Source organism: Blautia sp. HCP3S3_G3 (assembly GCF_052063365.1).
Classification (GTDB): Bacteria; Bacillota; Clostridia; order Lachnospirales; family Lachnospiraceae; genus Blautia_A.
In genome coordinates this window covers 330,911-351,062 of record NZ_JBQHXR010000001.1, presented here as the reverse complement: position 1 = coordinate 351,062, position 20,152 = coordinate 330,911, and the positions used below count along the sequence as shown (strand labels likewise).

At 44.7% G+C, this 20,152-nt stretch carries 18 protein-coding genes; 5 read left to right on the top strand and 13 right to left on the bottom strand.

From position 1 onward, the window contains the following. Positions 1-42: 42 nt before the first annotated feature. The gene (gene galE / locus ACTNEW_RS01515; protein WP_441057087.1) at positions 43-1,059 is read right to left on the bottom strand and encodes a UDP-glucose 4-epimerase GalE; all 1,017 of its coding nucleotides are present in this window, start codon (positions 1,057-1,059) and stop codon (positions 43-45) included. A gap of 40 nt (positions 1,060-1,099) precedes the next feature. Next, a complete protein-coding gene (locus tag ACTNEW_RS01510) occupies positions 1,100-2,383 on the bottom strand; it encodes a galactokinase (protein ID WP_441057085.1) in 1,284 nt (427 codons plus the stop codon). Between the two features lie 263 nt (positions 2,384-2,646). Between ACTNEW_RS01510 and ACTNEW_RS01505 the strand changes: the two genes are divergently transcribed. After that, positions 2,647-3,534: an AraC family transcriptional regulator gene (locus tag ACTNEW_RS01505; protein ID WP_441057083.1), complete on the top strand. Its 888-nt coding sequence runs from the start codon at positions 2,647-2,649 to the stop codon at positions 3,532-3,534. A 39-nt stretch (positions 3,535-3,573) separates the two neighbouring features. Here ACTNEW_RS01505 and ACTNEW_RS01500 read toward each other — a convergent pair whose 3' ends face one another. The 3 genes from ACTNEW_RS01500 to ACTNEW_RS01490 all read right to left on the bottom strand — a co-directional run bounded on the left by ACTNEW_RS01500 (position 3,574) and on the right by ACTNEW_RS01490 (position 6,178). Next, complete coding sequence (locus ACTNEW_RS01500) at positions 3,574-4,392, bottom strand: HAD family hydrolase (protein WP_441057081.1); 819 nt, start codon at positions 4,390-4,392, stop codon at positions 3,574-3,576. Position 4,393: 1 nt separating this feature from the next. Continuing rightward, the gene (locus tag ACTNEW_RS01495; RefSeq protein WP_441057079.1) at positions 4,394-4,831 is read right to left on the bottom strand and encodes a GatB/YqeY domain-containing protein; all 438 of its coding nucleotides are present in this window, start codon (positions 4,829-4,831) and stop codon (positions 4,394-4,396) included. Between the two features lie 144 nt (positions 4,832-4,975). After that, the gene (locus ACTNEW_RS01490) at positions 4,976-6,178 is read right to left on the bottom strand and encodes an MFS transporter (RefSeq protein ID WP_441057077.1); all 1,203 of its coding nucleotides are present in this window, start codon (positions 6,176-6,178) and stop codon (positions 4,976-4,978) included. Between the two features lie 393 nt (positions 6,179-6,571). Between ACTNEW_RS01490 and ACTNEW_RS01485 the strand changes: the two genes are divergently transcribed. After that, positions 6,572-7,846 carry an MFS transporter gene (locus tag ACTNEW_RS01485; protein ID WP_441057075.1) on the top strand — a complete coding sequence of 425 codons (1,275 nt, stop codon included), beginning with the start codon at positions 6,572-6,574 and terminating at the stop codon, positions 7,844-7,846. Between the two features lie 179 nt (positions 7,847-8,025). Here the strand turns inward: ACTNEW_RS01485 and ACTNEW_RS01480 are convergent, their stop codons facing one another. Both ACTNEW_RS01480 and uxuA read right to left on the bottom strand, forming a co-directional pair. Next, positions 8,026-9,639, bottom strand: a complete 1,614-nt coding sequence (locus ACTNEW_RS01480) for a mannitol dehydrogenase family protein (RefSeq protein WP_441057073.1) — start codon at positions 9,637-9,639, stop codon at positions 8,026-8,028. Then, on the bottom strand, positions 9,636-10,706 hold the full coding sequence (gene uxuA / locus ACTNEW_RS01475) for a mannonate dehydratase (RefSeq protein ID WP_441057071.1): 1,071 nt from the start codon (positions 10,704-10,706) through the stop codon (positions 9,636-9,638). The genes ACTNEW_RS01480 and uxuA overlap by 4 nt, the downstream gene beginning before the upstream one ends. Before the next feature lie 284 nt (positions 10,707-10,990). Between uxuA and ACTNEW_RS01470 the strand changes: the two genes are divergently transcribed. Then, a complete protein-coding gene (locus ACTNEW_RS01470) occupies positions 10,991-11,857 on the top strand; it encodes a helix-turn-helix domain-containing protein (RefSeq protein ID WP_441057069.1) in 867 nt (288 codons plus the stop codon). A gap of 63 nt (positions 11,858-11,920) precedes the next feature. Here the strand turns inward: ACTNEW_RS01470 and ACTNEW_RS01465 are convergent, their stop codons facing one another. The 6 genes from ACTNEW_RS01465 to ACTNEW_RS01440 form a co-directional block, all read right to left on the bottom strand. Further along, positions 11,921-12,355: a DUF1284 domain-containing protein gene (locus ACTNEW_RS01465; RefSeq protein WP_441058078.1), complete on the bottom strand. Its 435-nt coding sequence runs from the start codon at positions 12,353-12,355 to the stop codon at positions 11,921-11,923. An 18-nt stretch (positions 12,356-12,373) separates the two neighbouring features. Further along, positions 12,374-12,931 carry a biotin transporter BioY gene (locus ACTNEW_RS01460; protein ID WP_441057067.1) on the bottom strand — a complete coding sequence of 186 codons (558 nt, stop codon included), beginning with the start codon at positions 12,929-12,931 and terminating at the stop codon, positions 12,374-12,376. Positions 12,932-13,178: 247 nt separating this feature from the next. Further along, positions 13,179-13,574 (bottom strand): large conductance mechanosensitive channel protein MscL, encoded by a 396-nt coding sequence (gene mscL / locus ACTNEW_RS01455; protein ID WP_441057065.1) that lies wholly within the window; start codon positions 13,572-13,574, stop codon positions 13,179-13,181. Between the two features lie 169 nt (positions 13,575-13,743). Beyond that, entirely contained in the window at positions 13,744-14,637 is an 894-nt protein-coding gene (locus tag ACTNEW_RS01450) for a mechanosensitive ion channel family protein (RefSeq protein WP_441057063.1), read from the bottom strand. 109 nt (positions 14,638-14,746) lie between these two features. Then, the gene (locus ACTNEW_RS01445; protein ID WP_441057061.1) at positions 14,747-15,583 is read right to left on the bottom strand and encodes a MerR family transcriptional regulator; all 837 of its coding nucleotides are present in this window, start codon (positions 15,581-15,583) and stop codon (positions 14,747-14,749) included. Beyond that, positions 15,570-16,907, bottom strand: a complete 1,338-nt coding sequence (locus ACTNEW_RS01440; RefSeq protein WP_441057059.1) for an MATE family efflux transporter — start codon at positions 16,905-16,907, stop codon at positions 15,570-15,572. The genes ACTNEW_RS01445 and ACTNEW_RS01440 overlap by 14 nt, the downstream gene beginning before the upstream one ends. Positions 16,908-17,170: 263 nt before the next feature. Between ACTNEW_RS01440 and trkA the strand changes: the two genes are divergently transcribed. Both trkA and ACTNEW_RS01430 read left to right on the top strand, forming a co-directional pair. After that, positions 17,171-18,529: a Trk system potassium transporter TrkA gene (gene trkA, locus ACTNEW_RS01435; protein ID WP_441057058.1), complete on the top strand. Its 1,359-nt coding sequence runs from the start codon at positions 17,171-17,173 to the stop codon at positions 18,527-18,529. 12 nt (positions 18,530-18,541) lie between these two features. Further along, positions 18,542-19,981 (top strand): TrkH family potassium uptake protein, encoded by a 1,440-nt coding sequence (locus ACTNEW_RS01430; protein WP_441057056.1) that lies wholly within the window; start codon positions 18,542-18,544, stop codon positions 19,979-19,981. Positions 19,982-20,152: the final 171 nt, after the last annotated feature.

Genomic DNA, 20,152 nt, shown 5'->3' with positions numbered 1-20,152 from the left:
TTATGCCTTATTGCTCAGACATGATTCGGAAGAATCCCTTTCTCAGTCCTCGTATCCGTTCGGATTATGAGACTGCCAGTTCCAGGAATCCGCACACATATCCTTGATATCATATTCTGCTTCCCATCCGAGTTCTCTCTTTGCCTTGGATGCATCGGAATAGCAGGTGGCAATGTCACCAGGACGGCGATCCTTGATCACATACGGAATTTTTACTCCGGTTGCTGCTTCAAAGTTTTTCACAATGTCAAGAACGCTGTAGCCTTTGCCGGTTCCCAGATTGTAAATACTGAGTCCGGAATTGTCTTCAATTTTCTTCAGAGCCTTTACATGGCCCTTTGCAAGATCCACTACATGAATGTAATCTCTGACACCGGTTCCGTCCGGTGTATCGTAATCATTGCCGAACACGCCAAGCTCTTTCAGTTTGCCGACTGCAACCTGTGTGATGTAAGGCATCAGATTGTTCGGGATACCATTCGGATTTTCTCCGATTGTTCCGCTCTTATGAGCACCAATCGGGTTAAAGTAACGAAGAAGAACCACATTCCATTCCGGATCTGCCTTCTGGATATCAGAAAGAATCTGCTCCAGCATGGATTTGGTCCATCCATAAGGATTGGTGCACTGTCCCTTCGGGCACTCTTCGGTGATCGGAATGATCGCCGGATCTCCATATACGGTTGCGGAAGAAGAGAAAATAATATTTTTCACACCATGATTTCTCATCACATCCACAAGGGTAAGGGTTCCTGCAATATTATTCTCGTAATATTCCCATGGTTTCGCTACGGATTCTCCGACTGCCTTCAGTCCTGCGAAATGAATACAGGAATCAATTTCTTCTGTATCAAAAATATGATTCAGGGCTTCTCTGTCAAGGATATCTGCCTTATAGAATTTTACCGGTTTTCCTGTGATCTTTTCTACACGTTCCAGAGATTTTTCACTGGAGTTGCTCAGATTGTCAAGCACCACTACTTCGTATCCGGCATTCTGAAGTTCTACAACTGTATGGCTTCCGATATATCCTGCGCCGCCTGTTACTAAAATTGCCATTGTCATATCCTCCTTATATGGATTTAGTTATTTTTATTTCTTAAAACTCCAGATGGATTGCGCCCTGCTTACGGATATGCATCACAAAAGCGGAGCCTTCTCCCAGAGCCTTATTGATATACTGACAGTACTCTTCCGTATGTTCCTTCGGGATAAATGCTGCGATAACACCGGCAAATCCACCTCCATGAACACGGCAGGCACCACCCTTGATTTTTTTCAGGAAAAGCTCTGTAAGTGCCAGTGTACAGCTGATCGACTGTTCCTGCGGAGTCTCATTCAGATAACAGTTCTGCAGCCATTTCCAGGAGGAATTTCCGGAAGCTGTGATCTCCTGAAGAAAACGTTCTTTATCGCCGCTCTCCAGTGCAGCTACCTGATCATCCACACGGCTACTCTCCTCAAAGAAATGAAAAGCTCGAAGAACTGCACGGTCACCGCATTTTTCCCGGATATCTTTTACATTGGCAATGACATCTGCTTCCTCTACTTCAGCCAGAACTTCTTTTCCGAAATAGTTTGCCACGCTCTTCATCTCATTTGGGATAGAAGAATATTCTGCACTCAGATCCGCATGGCCTTTTCCTGTATTTACGATCACAAGATCAAGATTCAGATCATCAAAATTGCAGTCTACCTTTCGCATTTCCGGTTCTTCCGTGTTCGCAAAATCAATGGTAATGATTCCGCCTACCGCACAGGCCATCTGATCAAGAAGGCCGGAACCTTTCAGCCAGTATTTATTTTCTGCATACTGTCCGGCTTTTGCATAGGAAACCACATCTCTGGTGTAATGATTGAAAAGGTAATCTGCGATCGAACATACCAGCATTTCAAAAGATGCAGAAGAACTTACACCGGAACCCCCGATTACATTGCTGGTTACATAGGCATCAAATCCATGAATCTCAAATCCTCTGTTCTTAAGACCTGCCAGAACCCCTTTCATAAGAGGAAGTGTTCCCGTCGTCTGACTGCCCGGTTCCAGATGATTCAGATCAATCACAAGATCCTGTTTATAAGTTTCACTGATCATACGGATTTTTTCTGTTCCATTGGCTGCAGCTGCTGCAACACAGTCCATCTGCACGCTTCCGGCAAGAATCTTTCCCTGATTATGGTCTGTATGATTTCCGCCGATTTCTGTTCTTCCCGGAGAAGTAAAGAATTCAAATTCTCTGTCTCCGAATGTTCTGGAAAAGCCTTCCGCCACCAGCACATAACGCGCTGCATTCTCTTCTGCTTTTCCCTTACCATACATCTGCTCCAGAAGCTGTACGGAAGAATCCTTTTTTAATAACTCTTTCACCTGTTCTGCTCTCATCGTGGACGTACTCCTTTTACATTATGATAGTTTTGCCAGCTCATCTTGACTTTGTTGTTAATGTTATTATAATGAGAATCAGAAGAGAAAGCTAGGATTATTTTGGACACTTTTTGCACTATATTGAGATATTACCACTAACAATGAGATATTATCACTGACAACAGGATGAATCATAAAAAAGGTTATTTTGCAAACCAGAGAAAACAGGGAAAACCTGACAAAATATCGTAAGAAATCATAAACAGGAAAAGGAAACAGATATGCAGATTCAGACAGACCGCAATCAGAAAGAAATTAAAATCCACGGAACGTATGGATTTCCGGTCAGAGTCAGCCATGAGCGGCTTTCTAACTATGAACGGCGTTCCTTCATGTGGCACTGGCATACAGAACTGGAATGGACCTATGTTCTGGAGGGCCAGATCCGGTACCAGGTCAATGAGCAGGTACATGAACTGAAACCCGGCCAGGGCCTTCTGTGCAATTCCAACATGCTCCACACCGGTCATCCGGTCAATGACGAGGACTGCCATTATGTATCGATCACTTTCCATCCGAGACTTCTGGAAGGATACAAAAACAGTTTCCTGAAAGAAAAATATGCAGACCGTATCGTAGAGAATCCTTCTATCCCCTGCCTTGCCCTCACCACATCCGGACAATGGCAGAATCACATTCTCACAAGCCTGCAGAAAATCGAATATCTATATAGCCATCAGAAAGAAGAATCGGATTTTGATTTCCAAATTTATCTCCTTCTGATGGATATCTGGAGAATCGTCTGCAGACATGTCGGCAAAACCGAAGACAATCCGGCAGATGCGAAAAATATGGACCGTCTGAAACAGATTCTCACCTACATTCACGGACATTATCAGGAAAAAATCACTCTGGATGACATTGCTTCGGAAGTCAGCATCTGTCCCAGTGAATGCTGCAGATTTTTTAAAAAGCACATGAAGGAATCTCTGTTTGATTATCTGCTGAATTACCGGATCGAACAGAGTCTGGACTTCCTGTCCTGCGGAAACGGAACGATAACAGAAGCAGCCATACAATGCGGATTTTCCAGTCCTTCTTATTTTTCCCGTGTATTCCGGGAGAAAATGGGATACTCACCCAGGGAATATCTGAAACTTTCCCAGTAATTCCAGGAAAAGAGAACGTTCAGGGAAGGGGAACGTTGTTCAAATGAGTTCCAGTTTGCGGAATGCTTTCAGGATCCCGTCTGCCAGAAGAGGGGCTGTCTGCCAGTCAGCTGCCTGTGCAGCACTTTGTGTAGCATTTCCCATGGCAATTCCTGCTGCCGCAAATTCCAGCATATCCACATCATTGTCACTGTCACCGATCGCGATGACATCCTCTCTGGAATAATCACTGTGTTCCAGAATACTGAGGATTCCTGAAGTTTTATTCACATTCAGCGGTGAAATCTCTCCTCCCCAGCGTTCCGCATTGGGAATACTGAAAGGAGTCATGATCACCCTGTCCGACCATTCATGATAAATTTCCTCATACGGGACTTTCTGGCTGAAGAACATGACCTTTTCTACATTCTTCACATCCGTATCCTGTTCCACAAGACCGGGATACGGCTCCAGTTCTTTCGCATCTTCCCCGAGACTTGCCATCATATTTCTGCCCATCTCCTCGTAACGGCTGACAAATCTCTTCAAAAGAAACGTCTGGTCAAAACGCTGCAGTTCGATCATACAGTCCTTCTCCACCAGATATTCACAAAGTTCATGAACCGTCGCAGGATCAAAGCTGACACTTCTCACACACTGTCCGCGGTACATCACATAGGTTCCGGCGCAGGATACGATCCCGTCAAATCCGATATCCAGAATATTTTTTTCAATCAGACTTAACGGGCGTCCGCTGCAGACACACACCTCATGTCCGCGTCTCCTTGCCTCCTGAATGGCATAAACCGTACTGTCCGGAACACTTCCGTCAAACCAGCGGATCGTTCCGTCTATATCCAGAAAAATAATTTTCCCCATATTATTTGCAAAGCTCGGCAACAACCTGGTTGATCACCTTGCCGTCCGCTTTTCCTTTCAGTTCAGGCATTACGTTTTTCATGATCATTCCTTTGTTTTTGCCGGCAAGAAGATCTGCAAATTTTTCCTCAAGAAATGCTTTTACTTCTTCTGCAGACATTAACTGCGGAGCATACTCGGAAATCACATCATAACGGAACTGATATTCTGCCTTCAGATCTGTTCTTTCTGCCGGACAGGTATCGAGCTGTTCCTTCGCGGTTTTCTGTTCTTTCAAAATCACCTGATCCACCATGGAACCCGGAATATCATCTCTGCATCCTGCATCGATTCCTGCTTTTTTTACCGCAGATACCAGTGCGGAGATGGCTTCTTTTCTCGGTTTATCTTTTGCTTTCATTGCTGCGATCATATCTTTTTGTAAAGTTGCTAATTCCATACTGATTCCTCTTTTCTTTTTAGTCTTCCGTTATTCTACTACAGGTTTTTAAAAAAAACAACGTCACGGCAGGTTACCTGACAGCTCATGAAACGTGCTGTTTTTATCTTTCGGAAACACACTTCACGATGCACAGGAATCATCCTATCTCACTTTATCTGGGTTTCTTCCTTTCTCGGAAGCCGCCAGCATGATCACCATTCCCACAGCTGCGGCAGCTGTACCGAATACCAGCATCATATTCACGCCGGCCATATCGATCAGTGCACCTCCGAGAAGCGCGCCGATCACGCTTCCAAGTGTATAGGTCATAGTCATGTAAGCCTGCCCTTTGATCGCGTCCTGCTCATCCATAATGGAATTCACATAATAAACAGAGGACACGGCAATCAATGCCCATCCCAGCATCTGGAAAATCTGTACTGCATAAAACACCGGAATATTCGGAGCAAGAAGCGTTCCCAGCGTTTTCAGCATAAAGAAAATACCGGATATCCGGAACCAGATGTCGCATCGGACTTTTTTCATCATAAAGCCAAAGCCAAACAGTGTCGGCAATTCCACGAGAGCACCAAACGCCATAACAAATCCCATTTCCTCGCTTCCGCCGCCCTTGCTTTCTACGATCTGAAAGGTAAAATTATTCAGAAGCACATGGCTGATATAGACAAGCACGCATCCGACCAGCACCACACTGAATCTCTTGTATTTCATAAAAAATGCAAAGGGATTGGAACTGTGTTTCCCACCGGATTTTGCAGATTTCTTCTCTGCTTTTTCAAATGGAAACAAAAGCAGACTGACCACCAGAACAGAAAACATCACAATAATCGAAACAGGAACAAATCGTGCGCCTGTTTTTGCAATCACAATTCCCAGCGCGTAGGAAAAAATCGCATACGCAACCGATCCCATTCCGCGGGCCACACCAAAGTTCAGGTTTCTGCCCTGGTTGATACTCTCCATGCCAAGAGAATTCACCAATGGAAGCAAAAGCTGCAGAAGTGTAATCAGACAGCCGTAAAAAAGCCCCGTCAACAGAAAGACTTTCTGATAGGTCAGAAGCACCAGTACCGCCAGAATAATCTGAACAACGGAAAAGAACAGTATCATCTTTTTGATGGAAATACTGGACGGCCTGTCTGCATAACTTGCGATCACCGGCTGCAGAATCGCAGATATCATTCCTGCCACAGCAATGATGATGCCGATCTGGGTATTCGAATAATCGCAGTTCAGCAGATAAAGGCTGGAAAATCCCATGATTGCTGCGAAATTAATCCAGTAAAATCCCTGAATGAACGAATATCCAGGTGTCAGGTTTTTCTCATTTTTTCTCGTATTCATGACGAATTCCTCTTTTTCTCTCTTCATACGTTATTATCAAGAAGACTTGGTTACTTTTCAACGTAAATCCTACTGCAAAAGGTAACCGTATTTTCCTCATCATTGTGTTATTTTAGCATATACTCTGTCCCTTTTCCATAGTCAATTTCCCGTAATCTTCCGGTATTGCTTCGAGTCTGATAAATGTTCTTCCTGCATTTCATACAGAAATTGCCTGAAAATTCCATAGCATCCCATTCTTCCCATACGTGAAAAAGTATGCTACAATGCAGATATGTATCATTGTATTTCATCCAATCTACGCAGAGTATTTTGAGATGTGCGGTAAATCAGATGTATCAGTTATTTATTTTACAATGTACGAACAACGGACACAAAAGAAAGGAAACGATCATGAATCTGAAACTGACCAAAAAAGAAAAAAGCTGGATTCTCTATGATGTGGGAAATTCCGCTTTTATTCTTCTTGTATCCACCATCATCCCTATTTATTTCAACAGTCTCGCGGAAAGCGGCGGTCTTTCCTCTGTAGAATATCTTGCCTACTGGGGTTATGCGGCTTCCGCTGCCACGCTCATCGTTGCTCTGCTCGGACCGGTTCTCGGAACACTGGCAGATACAAAGGGATTCAAAAAGCCTCTCTTTCTCCTGTCCCTTCTGGTCGGACTGATCGCATGTGTCTCCATGGGACTGGCCAAACAATGGCTTGCTTTTCTTGTCATTTTTCTGATCGCCAAAATCGGATATTCCGGCAGCATCATTTTTTATGATTCCATGCTTTCCGACGTCACTACAGAAGACCGTATGGATCATGTATCTTCGCAGGGATACGCATGGGGATATATCGGAAGCTGTATTCCCTTTGCCGTATGCCTTCTGCTGGTTCTCGGTTCTGGCAGCATTGGCATTTCCATGACCGTTGCCATGGCTCTCTCCTTTGTGATCACAGCATTGTGGTGGCTTGGCATGACAGTGCCTCTGCTTCGAAACTATCAACAGAAGTATTATGTAGAACCGCAGAAACATGCAGTCGCCGAAAGCTTCCGCAGAATTGGAAGAACTTTCAAAAATATCCGGAATGAAAAACGGATTTTTGTTTTCCTGCTTGCATTTTTCTTTTATATTGACGGAGTTTACACCTTCATTGATATGGCAACTGCCTATGGATCTGCCCTTGGACTGGGCAGCACCGGTCTTTTGCTGGCGCTTCTTGTCACACAGCTTGTTGCTTTCCCCTGCTGCATTATTTTTGGACGTCTCTCTGCCAAATATCCCGGTGACATTCTGATTACGATCTGTATTGCAGCCTATCTGGGCATTACCGTATTTGCCATGTTCCTCACAACGCAGCTGCAGTTCTGGATCCTGGCAGTTCTGGTGGGAATGTTCCAGGGCGGTATACAGGCACTGTCCCGTTCCTATTTTACCAAGATTATCCCTGCTGAACAGTCCGGTGAATATTTCGGTTTTCTGGATATCTGCGGAAAAGGCGCTTCTTTTGTGGGAACTGCCATCGTAAGTATTGTATCCCAGCTTACCGGTGATATCAGCAAGGGAGTAGGAATGATCGCTCTGCTGTTCCTGATCGGTATCATTCTTTTCCGATATTCGGTAAAACTGAACGAAAATGTACTCGCTGCTGCGGATTCCGGAAAGAAAAATTTTTAACAGCAGTATCATTTCTCAGGAATCCCGTAAGAAGAATCCATTAATTTGATATCTCAGTTCTTTCAAACACACTGCCGTAAGCATCCAAAAAAACGCATCCGGCCTTCCAGTTGAATGGACGGACAGATGCGTTTTTCTTATACACTTTTATAAACTTTCCCAAAGCTTTTATACAACATTTATTTCGTATATCTCTTCAGCGTCTCACGGACAGCTCCCGGACCTGCTGTCAGTTCACGGAAATATCCGCAGACTTTTTCTGCCATACCAGTCTCATAAAGATCCACACCAAAAATTTCTTTCATTTCCAGAACCGGTTTCAGAATCTCCTCCGCATGAATGTCTGTACCCAGCTGAATTCCTGCCACATAAGGACGAACCGTATCCAGAAGCGGATCCGGGCTCAGGGTAAACTCTGCGCCCTCGTCATTGACTCCCATGAGATAACGCAGCCAGCCTGCAAATACAAGCGGAATCAGTTTCAGGTCTTCTGTATTCAGTTCAGAAGATGCCTGATAGGCTTTGATTGTTTCTCCAAAACGGATAGCCAGCTTCTGAGACGTATCGGTTGCAATTCTCTGAGGTGTATCCGGCATGAACGGATTCGGGATACGGACATTCAATACAGTATCAATAAACTCTTTCGGATCCAGAATGCCAGGATTTACCACAACCGGAAGACCTTCCTGATAACCGATGACTTCCACCAGTTTTTTCAGCTCCGAATCTTTCATTTCTTCAGAAATCTTTTCATAGCCAAGAAGACAGCCGAAAACAGCCAGAGCTGTATGAAGCGGATTCAGGCAGGTGCAGACTTTCATCTTTTCCACCTTGTCTACGGTCTCTCTGTCCGTAAACATCAAACCGCCCTTTTCCAGCTGCGGACGTCCGTTAGGGAACGCATCCTCAATGACCAGATATTCACACTCTTCTGCGTTTACAAAAGGAGCTACATAGGTATTTTTGGATGTGATAACAGGATCAAGGCCTTCGATTCCGTCCTTCTTCAGAATTTCTTCCACAGAAGCATCCGGACGAGGAGTGATCTTGTCGATCATGGTCCATGGGAACGTCACTTTTTCCCTGTTTTCCACATAAGCAAGAAATCCTTTTTCCGCAAGTCCTGCTTCTGTCCATTTTTCTGCAAAAGTATGAATAGCCGCATAAAGCTTATCCCCGTTATGGGAACAGTTATCCATGCTCACCATAGCGATCGGTTTTTCGCCGGACTGATAACGTGTATAAAGAAGAGCTGCCACCTTTCCCATATAGCTTGCCGGTTTTTCAGGGCCTGCTGCAAAATCCGCCTCTACCGCTGCAAGAAGCTCACCTTTCCCGTTTACAAGGCTGTATCCCTTTTCTGTAATGGTGAATGTAGCCATCTGCAGAGAATCCGCACGGAAAATCTGTTTCAGACGGGTATATTCGCTGTCGTTTTCGGAATCCAGAATGCAGGATTCCGCAATGCTGCCTACCACTGTTTTTTCTACAGATCCGTCTGCTTTTAAGGTAACAAGAATGGAATAGTCATCATGAGGACGGTTCATTTTTTCTACAATTTCGTAGTCAAAACCTTCTGCTACTGTCAATCCTCTGTCCAGTACACCGTCGTTCAGGAGATTCTGTACAACATTTGCCTGAAATGCACGGAAAATATTGCCTGCACCAAAATGGATCCAGAATGGATTTTCTCTGGTTGCTGCGATCATCGCTTTGCGGTCATATCGGGGAAGGCTGTATCCGGCAGCTTCCCATGCTTCTTTATTCTTTAATCCTTCTGCGCTTAAGATCATTTTGCTGCTCCTTTCTCAATTGCTTCCCAGAGTCCGTTCAGATAAGTTGCGCCCAGAGCTCTGTCGTAAAGGCCATATCCCGGCATGGCAACTTCGCCCCAGATCATACGTCCGTGGTCAGGACGGATCGGTCCGTCAAATCCGATATCATAAAGAGCCTTCATAATTTCATACATATCAAATGTACCGTCAGAAGAAAGATGTGCTGCTTCTTCAAAGTTTGTCGGAGAATGGAATTTCAGGTTGCGCACATGGGCAAAATGAACTCTTCCTTTCAGGGAACGGATCATGTCTGGAAGATCATTCTCCAGATTGGTTCCGTAAGAACCGGAACAGAATGTCACACCATTATGCGGGTTATCTACCATCTGCATCATGCGCAGGATATTTTTCTTATTAATGATAATACGCGGAAGTCCGAATACGCTCCATGCCGGATCATCCGGGTGGATTGCCATATTAATATCATATTTGTCACATACCGGCATAATCTTTTCCAGGAAATATTTCAGATTTTCAAATAATTTCTCATCATCAATATCTTTGTACATGGCAAAAAGCTCTTTGACATGTTCCATACGCTCCGGTTCCCATCCCGGCATTACGGTACCATTCATATCTCCTGCGATAGAATCAAACATTTTTTCCGGATCAAGTGCATCGACTGCTTCCTGCGTGTATGCCAGAACAGTGGAACCGTCCGGTCTCACACGTGCCAGTTCTGTTCTTGTCCAGTCAAATACCGGCATAAAATTGTAGCATACCAGATGAATATCTTCTTTTCCAAGGTTTTCCAGAGTTTCGATGTAATTTGCAATATACACATCTCTGTCTGCTGCACCTGTTTTGATGGCATCATGAACATTGACACTTTCAATTCCTGCCACATGAAGACCTGCGGCCTCTACCTCTTCCTTCATTGCGCGGATTCTCTCACGGCTCCATACTTCACCCGGTGCTGTATCGTACAACGTTGTGATGACGCCTGTAACTCCCGGAATCTGGCGGATCTGCTCCAGTGTAACTGTGTCAAATTTGGAACCATACCATCTTAATGTCATTTCCATAATTGTTTACCTCTCCTTTTTGTATGCCTGTTTTTCCCTGTCTCTTTATATCAGCATTTTTTTGATGATTTGATTATAGGACAATCTCTCTGAAAATTCCATTGACGGAATTGTTGTACACATTGTAAAAATTGCGATTTTATGATATTCTAACAATAGTACGCCGGCAAATGAATGGCAATCCATCATGTTTCTTTATTATATCACAGGAAAATGCAAAGCACTTTCCTGTAATCTACAATATCTGAACAGCAGACATTTCTGTTTACAGGAGGAGAAAATCCATGAAAAAAAGACTGCAGACCCAGTTCAGTACACGCCAGTATATGCTCTCCAGGGATTTTGAGATCTACTACTACAGTGACACTGCTCCCATCAAAGTAACTACCCATGCACACGACTACTATGAATTTTATTTTTTTCTGGAAGGCAATGTAAGTATACAAATTGAAAACGAACAGCTTCCCCTGACCTGCGGGGATGTCATCCTGATTCCTCCCAATGTGCGACACAGAGCTGTCATTCACAATCTTACCATTCCCTACCGGAGATTCGTTTTCTGGATCAGTCAGGAATACTGCAATCATCTTCTGGAACTTTCTCCTGATTATGTCTATATGATGCAGTATGTCCAGACATCCAAAAAATATCTGTTTCATAATGACAGAATTGCTTTTAATATCATTCAGTCCAAGGTGATCCGTCTGATCGAGGAAATGAAATCTGACCGTTTTGGCCGCCATTCACAGATTCCTCTCTGTGTGGATGATCTGATCCTGCATCTGAACCGTGTTGTCTACGAACAGAATCATCCCCTGGAATTTGAAGAAGAGCGCTCTCTTTATCAGAATCTCTGCATCTATATTGAAGAACATCTGGATGAAGAGCTCTCTCTGGAATGTCTGGCCAGGGAATTCTATGTCAGCAAATATCACATCGCACATATTTTTAAAGAAAATATCGGCATGTCCATCCACCAGTATATTATAAAAAAACGCCTCGCTGTCTGCCGTGACGCCATCTTGGGTCACACCAGTATCAGCGAAGCGTATCTTATGTGCGGTTTTAAAGATTATTCCAGTTTTTTCCGTGCGTTCAAAAAAGAATACGGCATGTCACCGAAAGAGTATAAAGACTGCTTCATGCAATGATTTGACTCTGCGCAGATCAGACATACAGCGATCCGGTGATGTTATTCTCCAAACCTGCTGTAATCAGAGGGCTTCCCATCTGCTGTTTTCTGCACTGCAGATTTCGTTCCACTGACAGTTTCCACAGATCTGCGGACGTCTCCCGGGGGCAAGAACCTTATCCTGCACGATCTTTACAAAATCCAGAAACAGAAGTTCCCTTCCCTCTTCCAGTCCGCACAGTTCCAGCACTCCTTTGTCAAATCTTTTCACACACTGTGCATCTTTGCAGTGATGATTCTGGTTGTTCGGACAGGCAGAGCAGATTTCATCCACCTCCAAACTCAGTTTTACCGGAATATTCTTTACCAGAAATTCCAGCATTTCTCCCATATGCTTTTGAAAATCGTCACTATACCCATATCCTTTGAAATAGGCAAGACACATCCCGTGATGAGGCCGCAGCGGCACCGCATAGTTGTCTGCCCGGTTCAAAGTACTTTCAAAATTCCTGTTCATTTCGTTCACAGCAATTCCTCAGGCCCGCGGCACATACTGACGAAGTCTTGCAGAAAGGACAAATGCCAGTGCGATTTTTACCAGATCCGGGATAATAAATGGAATCACGCACCATCCCAGAACAGTACCGAGTCCTACTGCTCCGTTTGCTCTGGAATAAACGACCATAAACCATGCAGTACCGATTGCGTAGCACACGATCAGCCCCACGAGCATGGAAAGAATCTGCATAACCGGTTTTCTGCCAAAAACCTTTTCTATTCCCCACATCACAAGTGCAGAGAATAAAAATCCGATGATATATCCGCCTGTGGTATTCAGCAGAACTCCGAATCCTCCGCTGAATCCGGCAAACACCGGAACGCCGATGGCTCCCAGAAGAATATATACCAGAACGGCCACGGTTCCTCGTTTTCCTCCCAGAATTCCAACGGAAATAAATACTCCGAATGTCTGTAAGGTAAACGGCACGGTCATAGGAATGGAAATCCAGGAACAGATTGCCATTAATACGGCAAAAATTGCAATGTATACCATGTCGTAAGTCTTGCTTCTTGAAGCTGCTGCTGTTGTCATTGTAAACTCCTCCTTCTTGTATCACTCATTTGCAGTCGTTCTCTGCAGAAAAACTGCTTTTTATCGAATAACTGTTAACAATTTATCATATGGTTTTTCCATTGTCAACCTTTTATTATATAAAGTTTACAATCCAGCATATAGAAAAAACAGCAGCCGTAAACTTTCCTAAAATACGGCCGCTGTTTCTTTTTTCACAAATATTCTGTTTCAACTCTTCTGTCCGGGATTGTTATGTAACAATTAATCAGTCTTTCAGTTCTGATGTACAATGCGGACATCTGGTCGCGTCGATAGCTATCTCACTTTTGCAGAACGGACATACCTTCGTAGTTTCTTCTGCAGGTTCTTCTTTCTTACCGATGGACATCAGTTTGTTGATTCCTCTCATCAGGCAGAACAGAATGAATGCCATGATAATAAAATTCACCACCGCTGCCAGAAAGTTCGAACCGAATCCGGCAATATCCTTCAGGCTGTATACCGCCTGTCCTGTTACAAAATTCAGAATCGGTGTGATAAAATTATCCGTTAATGATGTCACAATTCCGGAAAATGCACCACCGATCAGAACACCGACAGCCATATCCATGACATTGCCTCTCAGAGCAAATGCCTTAAATTCTTCCATGAATTTCTTCATAATACGCTTTCCTACCCTTTCCTGATTCTTTCATTTTTCTCTTACGGTCAGCACAGACTGCTGTATATCCGCAGTTCATTCGCTTTCCGCTGCAAAGATATATTATTATAGCATAATTTGTCAGACGTGTATAGTTTTTAAGACGGATTTCCACTAAAACAATAACGTCCTATTTTTCCTCCTCATGGTGAATATGGACATCCATCTGCCTGTATGGAATCTCAATCCCCTGAGCATCAAACTCTTCCTTGATCTTCTGGTTCAGTCTCCATTTCACCGGCCAGTACTGTTCAGTTTCCACCCACACACGAAGTCCCATGATCACAGAACTCTCTCCCAATTCATCCACAAATACCACCATCTCAGTGTCTGTCTTGGTATCCGGATCATCCAGCAGGATTTTTTCCAGAATATTACGTGCCTGATGAATATCTGACTGATAGGAAATACCGACTTTGATCTCCAGCCTGCGGTGATTCCTCGCCGTCACATTGATGACTGTACTGTTCGCCAGTGTTCCGTTTGGTATTACAATATTCTTATTATCCACAGACAACAGAGTTGTATAATACATATCGATTTTGGAAACGGTTCCTTCACAGCCGTTCGCCTGATCCTGTATGATATAATCCCCTACCTGAAACGGTTTGAACAAAAGAATCATCACGCCGCCGGCCACATTGGCAAGACCGCCCTGCAAAGCAAGACCGACCGTCACACCTGCTGTTCCAAGAAGCGCAGCTACTGAAGATTCCTTGACCCCCAGGCTGATACCGATATTAAAGATCACCAGAAGATAAAGTACCAGTTTGGCAATGGAACAGGCAAACTGGATAACACCTTCATCCACATTCATATTCGTCAGTGATTTTTTCAAAACGCTGAGTACCCAGGCAATCAGTTTCCTCGCAACGAGAAACACCATGATTGCCAGCACCACTCTCAGACAAAATCCGATGATCGACGGCATCTGTTCCTGCAGATATGCATAAAATCTGCCGGCTTCCGCTTTTACCTGCTCTACATTGATATCCTGAACATCTGCATTCTGAATAATTTCCAAACAATCCTCTCCTTTTCGTATGAATCCGCTTTGCATACATGTCCATTACCACTTCATATAAACAAAATCTGCAGAAACATCATCTTCCATTTAGGATAGCACGATTATATCACACATTTTCTTTTCTCCCAACCGGAATCTGTATTTCCGTCACAAATTTCGATGTATCATTTGTCAGACCATAGTCGATCATGGTAAGTTCCATGGAAAATCCCCGGACTTCATATCCATGGGCATCTATGTAATCCATCATCTTTTCATAATGCTGTGCAGCCTGTTCATGGCTTCCCTGAAACCGCAGCGTCACACAGGTTTCCGTTTCCAGCAGCGTGGTTTCCCCGTGAAACTGGTCTTCCTCATCCAGAATGATAAAAACCAGATCATAGGGCAGATACTGCCTGCAGCGCAAATGTTCCGCAAAAAGTCCTACTCCCACCTTTCCCAGAAATACCACGGTATTTTCCTCTTGTGCTTCCAACTGCCGGATGCTCCGTTCCAGATCCAGATAACTGCGCGGCATCAGTTTTTCTTTCACCGTTGCAATCCGTCTGGCCGGCTTGTTTTCCAGCCGGATCAAATTCAGTTCCGAAGCCAGAGCATCTTCCAGCTGATTCAGGCGGTTGTCAATCTTTTTTTCGATCAGCTCCAGTTCCTGCTTCCGCCTCTGTACCTCATCTTTCTGTCTGCGCAGCAGCTCTTTTATATGATCCGTATCCCGGTTCTCCAGAAATCTCGCGATCTGCTCCAGAGGCATATCCAGCGCCCGCAGGTACCGGATCGTATTCAGACATTCAAACTGCCTGGTACTGTAATACCGGTATCCGGTCTCCTCATCTGTAAATTCCGGTTTCAGCAGACCGATTTTATCGTAATGACGCAGAATACTCACACTGACATGAAACAGTCTGGAAACCTCACCAATCTGAAATAATTCATTGTTTTTCATGTTTTCTTCCCTCGTAACATACATATACGAAAGTATAACATGCCATGATCCCGGAAACAACAGGGGCAATTTTTCCCAGCATTCCCAGGTCATTTCCGAAATATTTCGCAAAGTAATACACCATGGGAATTCTCAGACACACGGCACCAAAGGTACAGCTCACCATTGTCCAGACTGTCTTCTGTTGTCCGTTCAGATACCCGTTCAATACAAACACAAGAGCTGTCATAATATAATCGTAACTGCAGGATCTGAAAAACGGCACACCTGCTGCGATCACATTGCTGTCACCGGTAAAGACCCCGATCATGGACTGCGGGTTTTCCTGAGCCCACACCCAGAACAGACAGGATACCGCAACCGCAATTCCCAGGCTGTACCACAGGGATTTTCTGGCACGCTCCGGTTTGCCGGCTCCCATATTCTGCGCTGTAAGAGCCGCAAGCGCACTTGCCATGGAAGTAGAAGTCAGCATGGCAAACACATCATATTTGCTTCCGATTCCCACCACAGATGCAGCGTAGACCCCACAGGTGTTCATCATTGCCATCAGATACAGAAAAGAGATACGCACCATCAGCTCCTGAAACGAAATGGGAATCCCCACATAAGCCAGTTTTTTCACGATGCTCCAGACCGGCCGGAAGCTGGCAGGCTTGAAATCAAAAAGAAAATCGTGTTTTTTCAGATATGCCACTGCGATAAACATGCTGACTCCCTGAGAGAGAACCGTGGCAAGTGCTGTTCCCGTCACATTCAGCCCGCAATATTTCACAAATACAAAATCAAGAATAATATTGATCACACATGCGATTCCGACAAACATCATCGGTCTTGCTGAATCCCCGTATCCCCGCAGAACCGCACTGATGGCATTATAGCCGCAGATAAAAATATTTCCAAGCAGACACACTGCCACATACTGCATTGTCAGCCCAAAAGACTCTTCCGGTGTTCTGAGAATCGTCAGAAGCGGCCTCTCAAAAGCCAGCATCACCACCGTCAGAAACAGGGCAACTCCCGCAAAAACCGTCAATGTCGTTCCGATCGTCTGTTTCACCCGTGCTTCGTTTCCCTGACCCTTGAACTGTCCGATAATCACTGTACTTCCAAGTGTCAGTCCTGTAACGAGACTGGTAATAATCTGGGTCACCTGCGTACCGGTGGAAACAGCTGCAACACTTTCTGCCGTACAATATCTGCCCACCACAAACAGATCCACTGCCCCGTACAGAGACTGCAGCACATTGGCAATCAGAAACGGCACCGCAAATACCAGTAATTTTTTCAGGATACTTCCTTCTGTCAGATTGTTTTCTTTCATCTTTTGTTATCTCCTCTTCCTTATTCTCCTGCTATCTACCCGAATCATAAACCCTGCAACAGTTGCAGACTCAATGATATTTTCCAATTTCCAGAAAAATACGATCCAATATCTTATTCTTCTTTCTGAAAATTCTATTTGAAAAACTTCTGTACAGTGATATAATGGCTCTGGGGTCAAAGTATGTTTGACCCTTTGCTATTAACATATATTTTTGTAAATATCAGCATTGAAAAAATCATTTTGCGTTTTTTGGAGGAATTATGCAAATTATTATTGTTGGGTGCGGCAAAGTCGGCCGTACTCTCGCAGAACAATTGCAGGAAGAAGAAACAGAACTTACGCTGATCGATACCAACCCGGACAAAATCAATCAGCTTACAGAAAACATTGATGCCATGGGAATCGTGGGAAATGGTGCCAGTATCAACATCCTGATGGAAGCCGGAATCGAAACTGCCGATATTCTCATCGCAGTAACCGCCTCCGACGAGCTGAACCTGCTCTGCTGCCTGGTGGCACAGAAGACCAGCCATTGTCATACCATTGCCCGTGTACGAAATCCGATCTACAATCAGGAAATCGGCTTTATCAAAGAACGGCTTGGCATTTCCATGATCATCAATCCGGAAGCTGCAGCTGCACAGGAAATTTCCCGGCTTCTGCGTTTTCCATCCGCCATCAAGATCGATACATTTGCCAGAGGCCGTGTGGAACTTCTGAAATTCAAGGTTATGCCGGAATTTGGTCTGGATGGAATGTCCATCCTGGCAATTACGGAAAAATTCCGTTGTGATATCCTGTTCTGCGCAGTGGAAAGCAGAGACAACGTATCCATTCCCGGCGGTAATCACATCATCCACAACGGGGATCTGGTTTCCATCATTGCTTCCCCGCAGAATGCAGCCCTGTTTTTCAAAAAGATCGGACTGAAAACGAACCAGGTAAAAAACACCCTGATCGTAGGCGGCGGAACCATTTCCTATTATCTTGCAAAAGCGCTTCTTTCCATGAAAATCGGCGTGAAGATTCTTGAAACGGATAAGGCGCGCTGCGAAACATTAAGTGACCTGCTGCCGGACGCTACGATTATCAACGGGGACGGCACAGACCGGCGTCTTCTTCTTGAAGAGGGACTTCAGCAGACAGAATCCCTGGTTACCCTGACCAATCTGGATGAAGAAAATATCTTTCTCGCCCTCTTTGCCAAAACCGTTTCCCGTGCGAAGCTGGTGGCAAAGGTCAATCGGCTGGAGTTTGACGATATCATCGATTCGCTGGATATCGGCAGTATTATTTTCCCCAAATATATCACCGCCGATTACATCCTTCAGTATGTCCGCGCCATGCAGAACAGTATCGGAAGTAATGTGGAAACTCTTTACCACATTCTGGATAACCAGGCAGAAGCACTGGAATTTGCCATTCACGAAAATTCTCAGGTAGTGGGCATTCCTCTGTCTGAACTGAATCTCAGGAAGAACCTTCTGGTAGGCTGTCTGAACCGCAACGGAACGATACGGATTCCAAGAGGCCACGATACCATTCAGGTCGGCGACACTGTCATTATTGTTACAACCAATAAGGGTCTGCGGGATATCCGCGACATCCTGGACAAATAAAGGAGACCTGATATGAATTATTCGATGATTCTTTATATTATAGGATATATCCTGCGCTTCCAGGCCGGCTTTATGCTGCTTCCTCTTGTCACATCCCTGATATACGGGGAAAAAGACGGATTTGCCTTTCTCATTACCATTGTCTTCTGCATGATTGCAGGAACACTGATCACCAGGAAGAAACCCGTCAACAAAGTCTTTTATACAAAGGAAGGCTGCGTCACAGTGGCAATCAGCTGGATTGTCCTGAGTCTCACAGGGGCACTTCCCTTTACCATCGGCGGAAGTATTCCCAACTATCTCAATGCAGTATTTGAGACTGTTTCCGGTTTTACCACTACCGGAGCCAGTATTCTGGAAGACGTGGAAACCCTTTCCCACTGCATGCTGATCTGGAGAAGCTTTACCCACTGGATCGGCGGAATGGGAGTTCTGGTTTTCCTGTTGTCCCTGCTTCCTCTGACCGGCGGATATCACATGTCCCTGATGCGTGCCGAAAGCCCGGGACCTTCCGTCAGCAAGCTGGTACCCAAGGTGCAGTCCACAGCCAAGCTTCTGTACACCATTTATATCGGCATCACCATTGCAGAGATCATTTTTCTTCTTTTGGGCGGTATGCCGGTATTTGATACAATCTGTACCGCATTTGGTACCGCCGGTACCGGTGGTTTCGGTGTCAGGGCTGACAGTATCGCCGGTTACAGCACCTACATCCAGGTGGTTGTTACTGTTTTTATGATTTTATTCGGAATCAACTTCAGCTTTTATTATCTGCTGCTGGCCAGGAAATTCCTGCATGCGCTCCATATTGAAGAAGTCTGGTATTATCTTGGCATTATTGCTGTTGCCATTCTTGCCATTACCGTGAATATCCACGGGCTTTATGACAATATAGGCACTGCACTCAGGGATGCAGCCTTTCAGGTAAGTTCCATTATTACGACAACCGGATTTGCCACCGCGGATTTTAATGTATGGCCCGGATTTTCCAAGACCATTCTGGTGCTCCTTATGTTTGTCGGCGCATGCGCGGGAAGTACCGGCGGCGGAATCAAGGTTTCCCGCTTTTTGATTCTGTGCAAATCCATCCGCAAGGAAGTAGTCCTCTACCTCCACCCCAATGCGGTCAAAAAAGTAAAAATGGACGGCAAATCCATCCCTCATGAAGTTGTCCGTTCCACAAATATTTTCATCACTACCTATGTGCTGATCTTCGCAGTTTCCGTGCTGCTCATCAGCCTGGATGAATTCGATCTGATCACCAATTTTACCAGTGTGGCAGCCACACTGAACAACATCGGTCCCGGTCTGGAGCTGGTGGGACCCACAGGAAATTTCAACATGTTTTCCTGTCTTTCCAAAATTGTGCTGATCTTCGATATGCTCCTCGGCAGACTGGAGATTTTCCCCATGCTTCTGCTGTTTTCCAAAGATACCTGGAAAAAATTCTGATTTTTTATATCATAGAAAAATGGAAATTACTCCTTTATTTCCCGCAAAGTAGGGCGTGCATATGACAGGAATGAATTTTCAAACACGCTCTAGACAAAAATCCCCGGCAGTACCGTCTGAACTAAAAATACAGATGTACTTCCGGGGGATTTTTATTTCTGTCTTTTTATA

Coding starts and splice junctions, on each gene's coding strand:
- ACTNEW_RS01440 (WP_441057059.1), bottom strand. CDS start 16,907: ATGAAAGAAAACAATCTGACAGAAGGAAGTATCCTGAAAAAATTACTG.
- ACTNEW_RS01485 (WP_441057075.1), top strand. CDS start 6,572: ATGAATCTGAAACTGACCAAAAAAGAAAAAAGCTGGATTCTCTATGAT.
- ACTNEW_RS01445 (WP_441057061.1), bottom strand. CDS start 15,583: ATGAAAAACAATGAATTATTTCAGATTGGTGAGGTTTCCAGACTGTTT.
- ACTNEW_RS01495 (WP_441057079.1), bottom strand. CDS start 4,831: ATGGAATTAGCAACTTTACAAAAAGATATGATCGCAGCAATGAAAGCA.
- trkA (WP_441057058.1), top strand. CDS start 17,171: ATGCAAATTATTATTGTTGGGTGCGGCAAAGTCGGCCGTACTCTCGCA.
- uxuA (WP_441057071.1), bottom strand. CDS start 10,706: ATGGAAATGACATTAAGATGGTATGGTTCCAAATTTGACACAGTTACA.
- ACTNEW_RS01510 (WP_441057085.1), bottom strand. CDS start 2,383: ATGAGAGCAGAACAGGTGAAAGAGTTATTAAAAAAGGATTCTTCCGTA.
- ACTNEW_RS01505 (WP_441057083.1), top strand. CDS start 2,647: ATGCAGATTCAGACAGACCGCAATCAGAAAGAAATTAAAATCCACGGA.
- galE (WP_441057087.1), bottom strand. CDS start 1,059: ATGGCAATTTTAGTAACAGGCGGCGCAGGATATATCGGAAGCCATACA.
- ACTNEW_RS01460 (WP_441057067.1), bottom strand. CDS start 12,931: ATGACAACAGCAGCAGCTTCAAGAAGCAAGACTTACGACATGGTATAC.
- mscL (WP_441057065.1), bottom strand. CDS start 13,574: ATGAAGAAATTCATGGAAGAATTTAAGGCATTTGCTCTGAGAGGCAAT.
- ACTNEW_RS01470 (WP_441057069.1), top strand. CDS start 10,991: ATGAAAAAAAGACTGCAGACCCAGTTCAGTACACGCCAGTATATGCTC.
- ACTNEW_RS01490 (WP_441057077.1), bottom strand. CDS start 6,178: ATGAATACGAGAAAAAATGAGAAAAACCTGACACCTGGATATTCGTTC.
- ACTNEW_RS01480 (WP_441057073.1), bottom strand. CDS start 9,639: ATGATCTTAAGCGCAGAAGGATTAAAGAATAAAGAAGCATGGGAAGCT.
- ACTNEW_RS01430 (WP_441057056.1), top strand. CDS start 18,542: ATGAATTATTCGATGATTCTTTATATTATAGGATATATCCTGCGCTTC.
- ACTNEW_RS01465 (WP_441058078.1), bottom strand. CDS start 12,355: ATGAACAGGAATTTTGAAAGTACTTTGAACCGGGCAGACAACTATGCG.
- ACTNEW_RS01500 (WP_441057081.1), bottom strand. CDS start 4,392: ATGGGGAAAATTATTTTTCTGGATATAGACGGAACGATCCGCTGGTTT.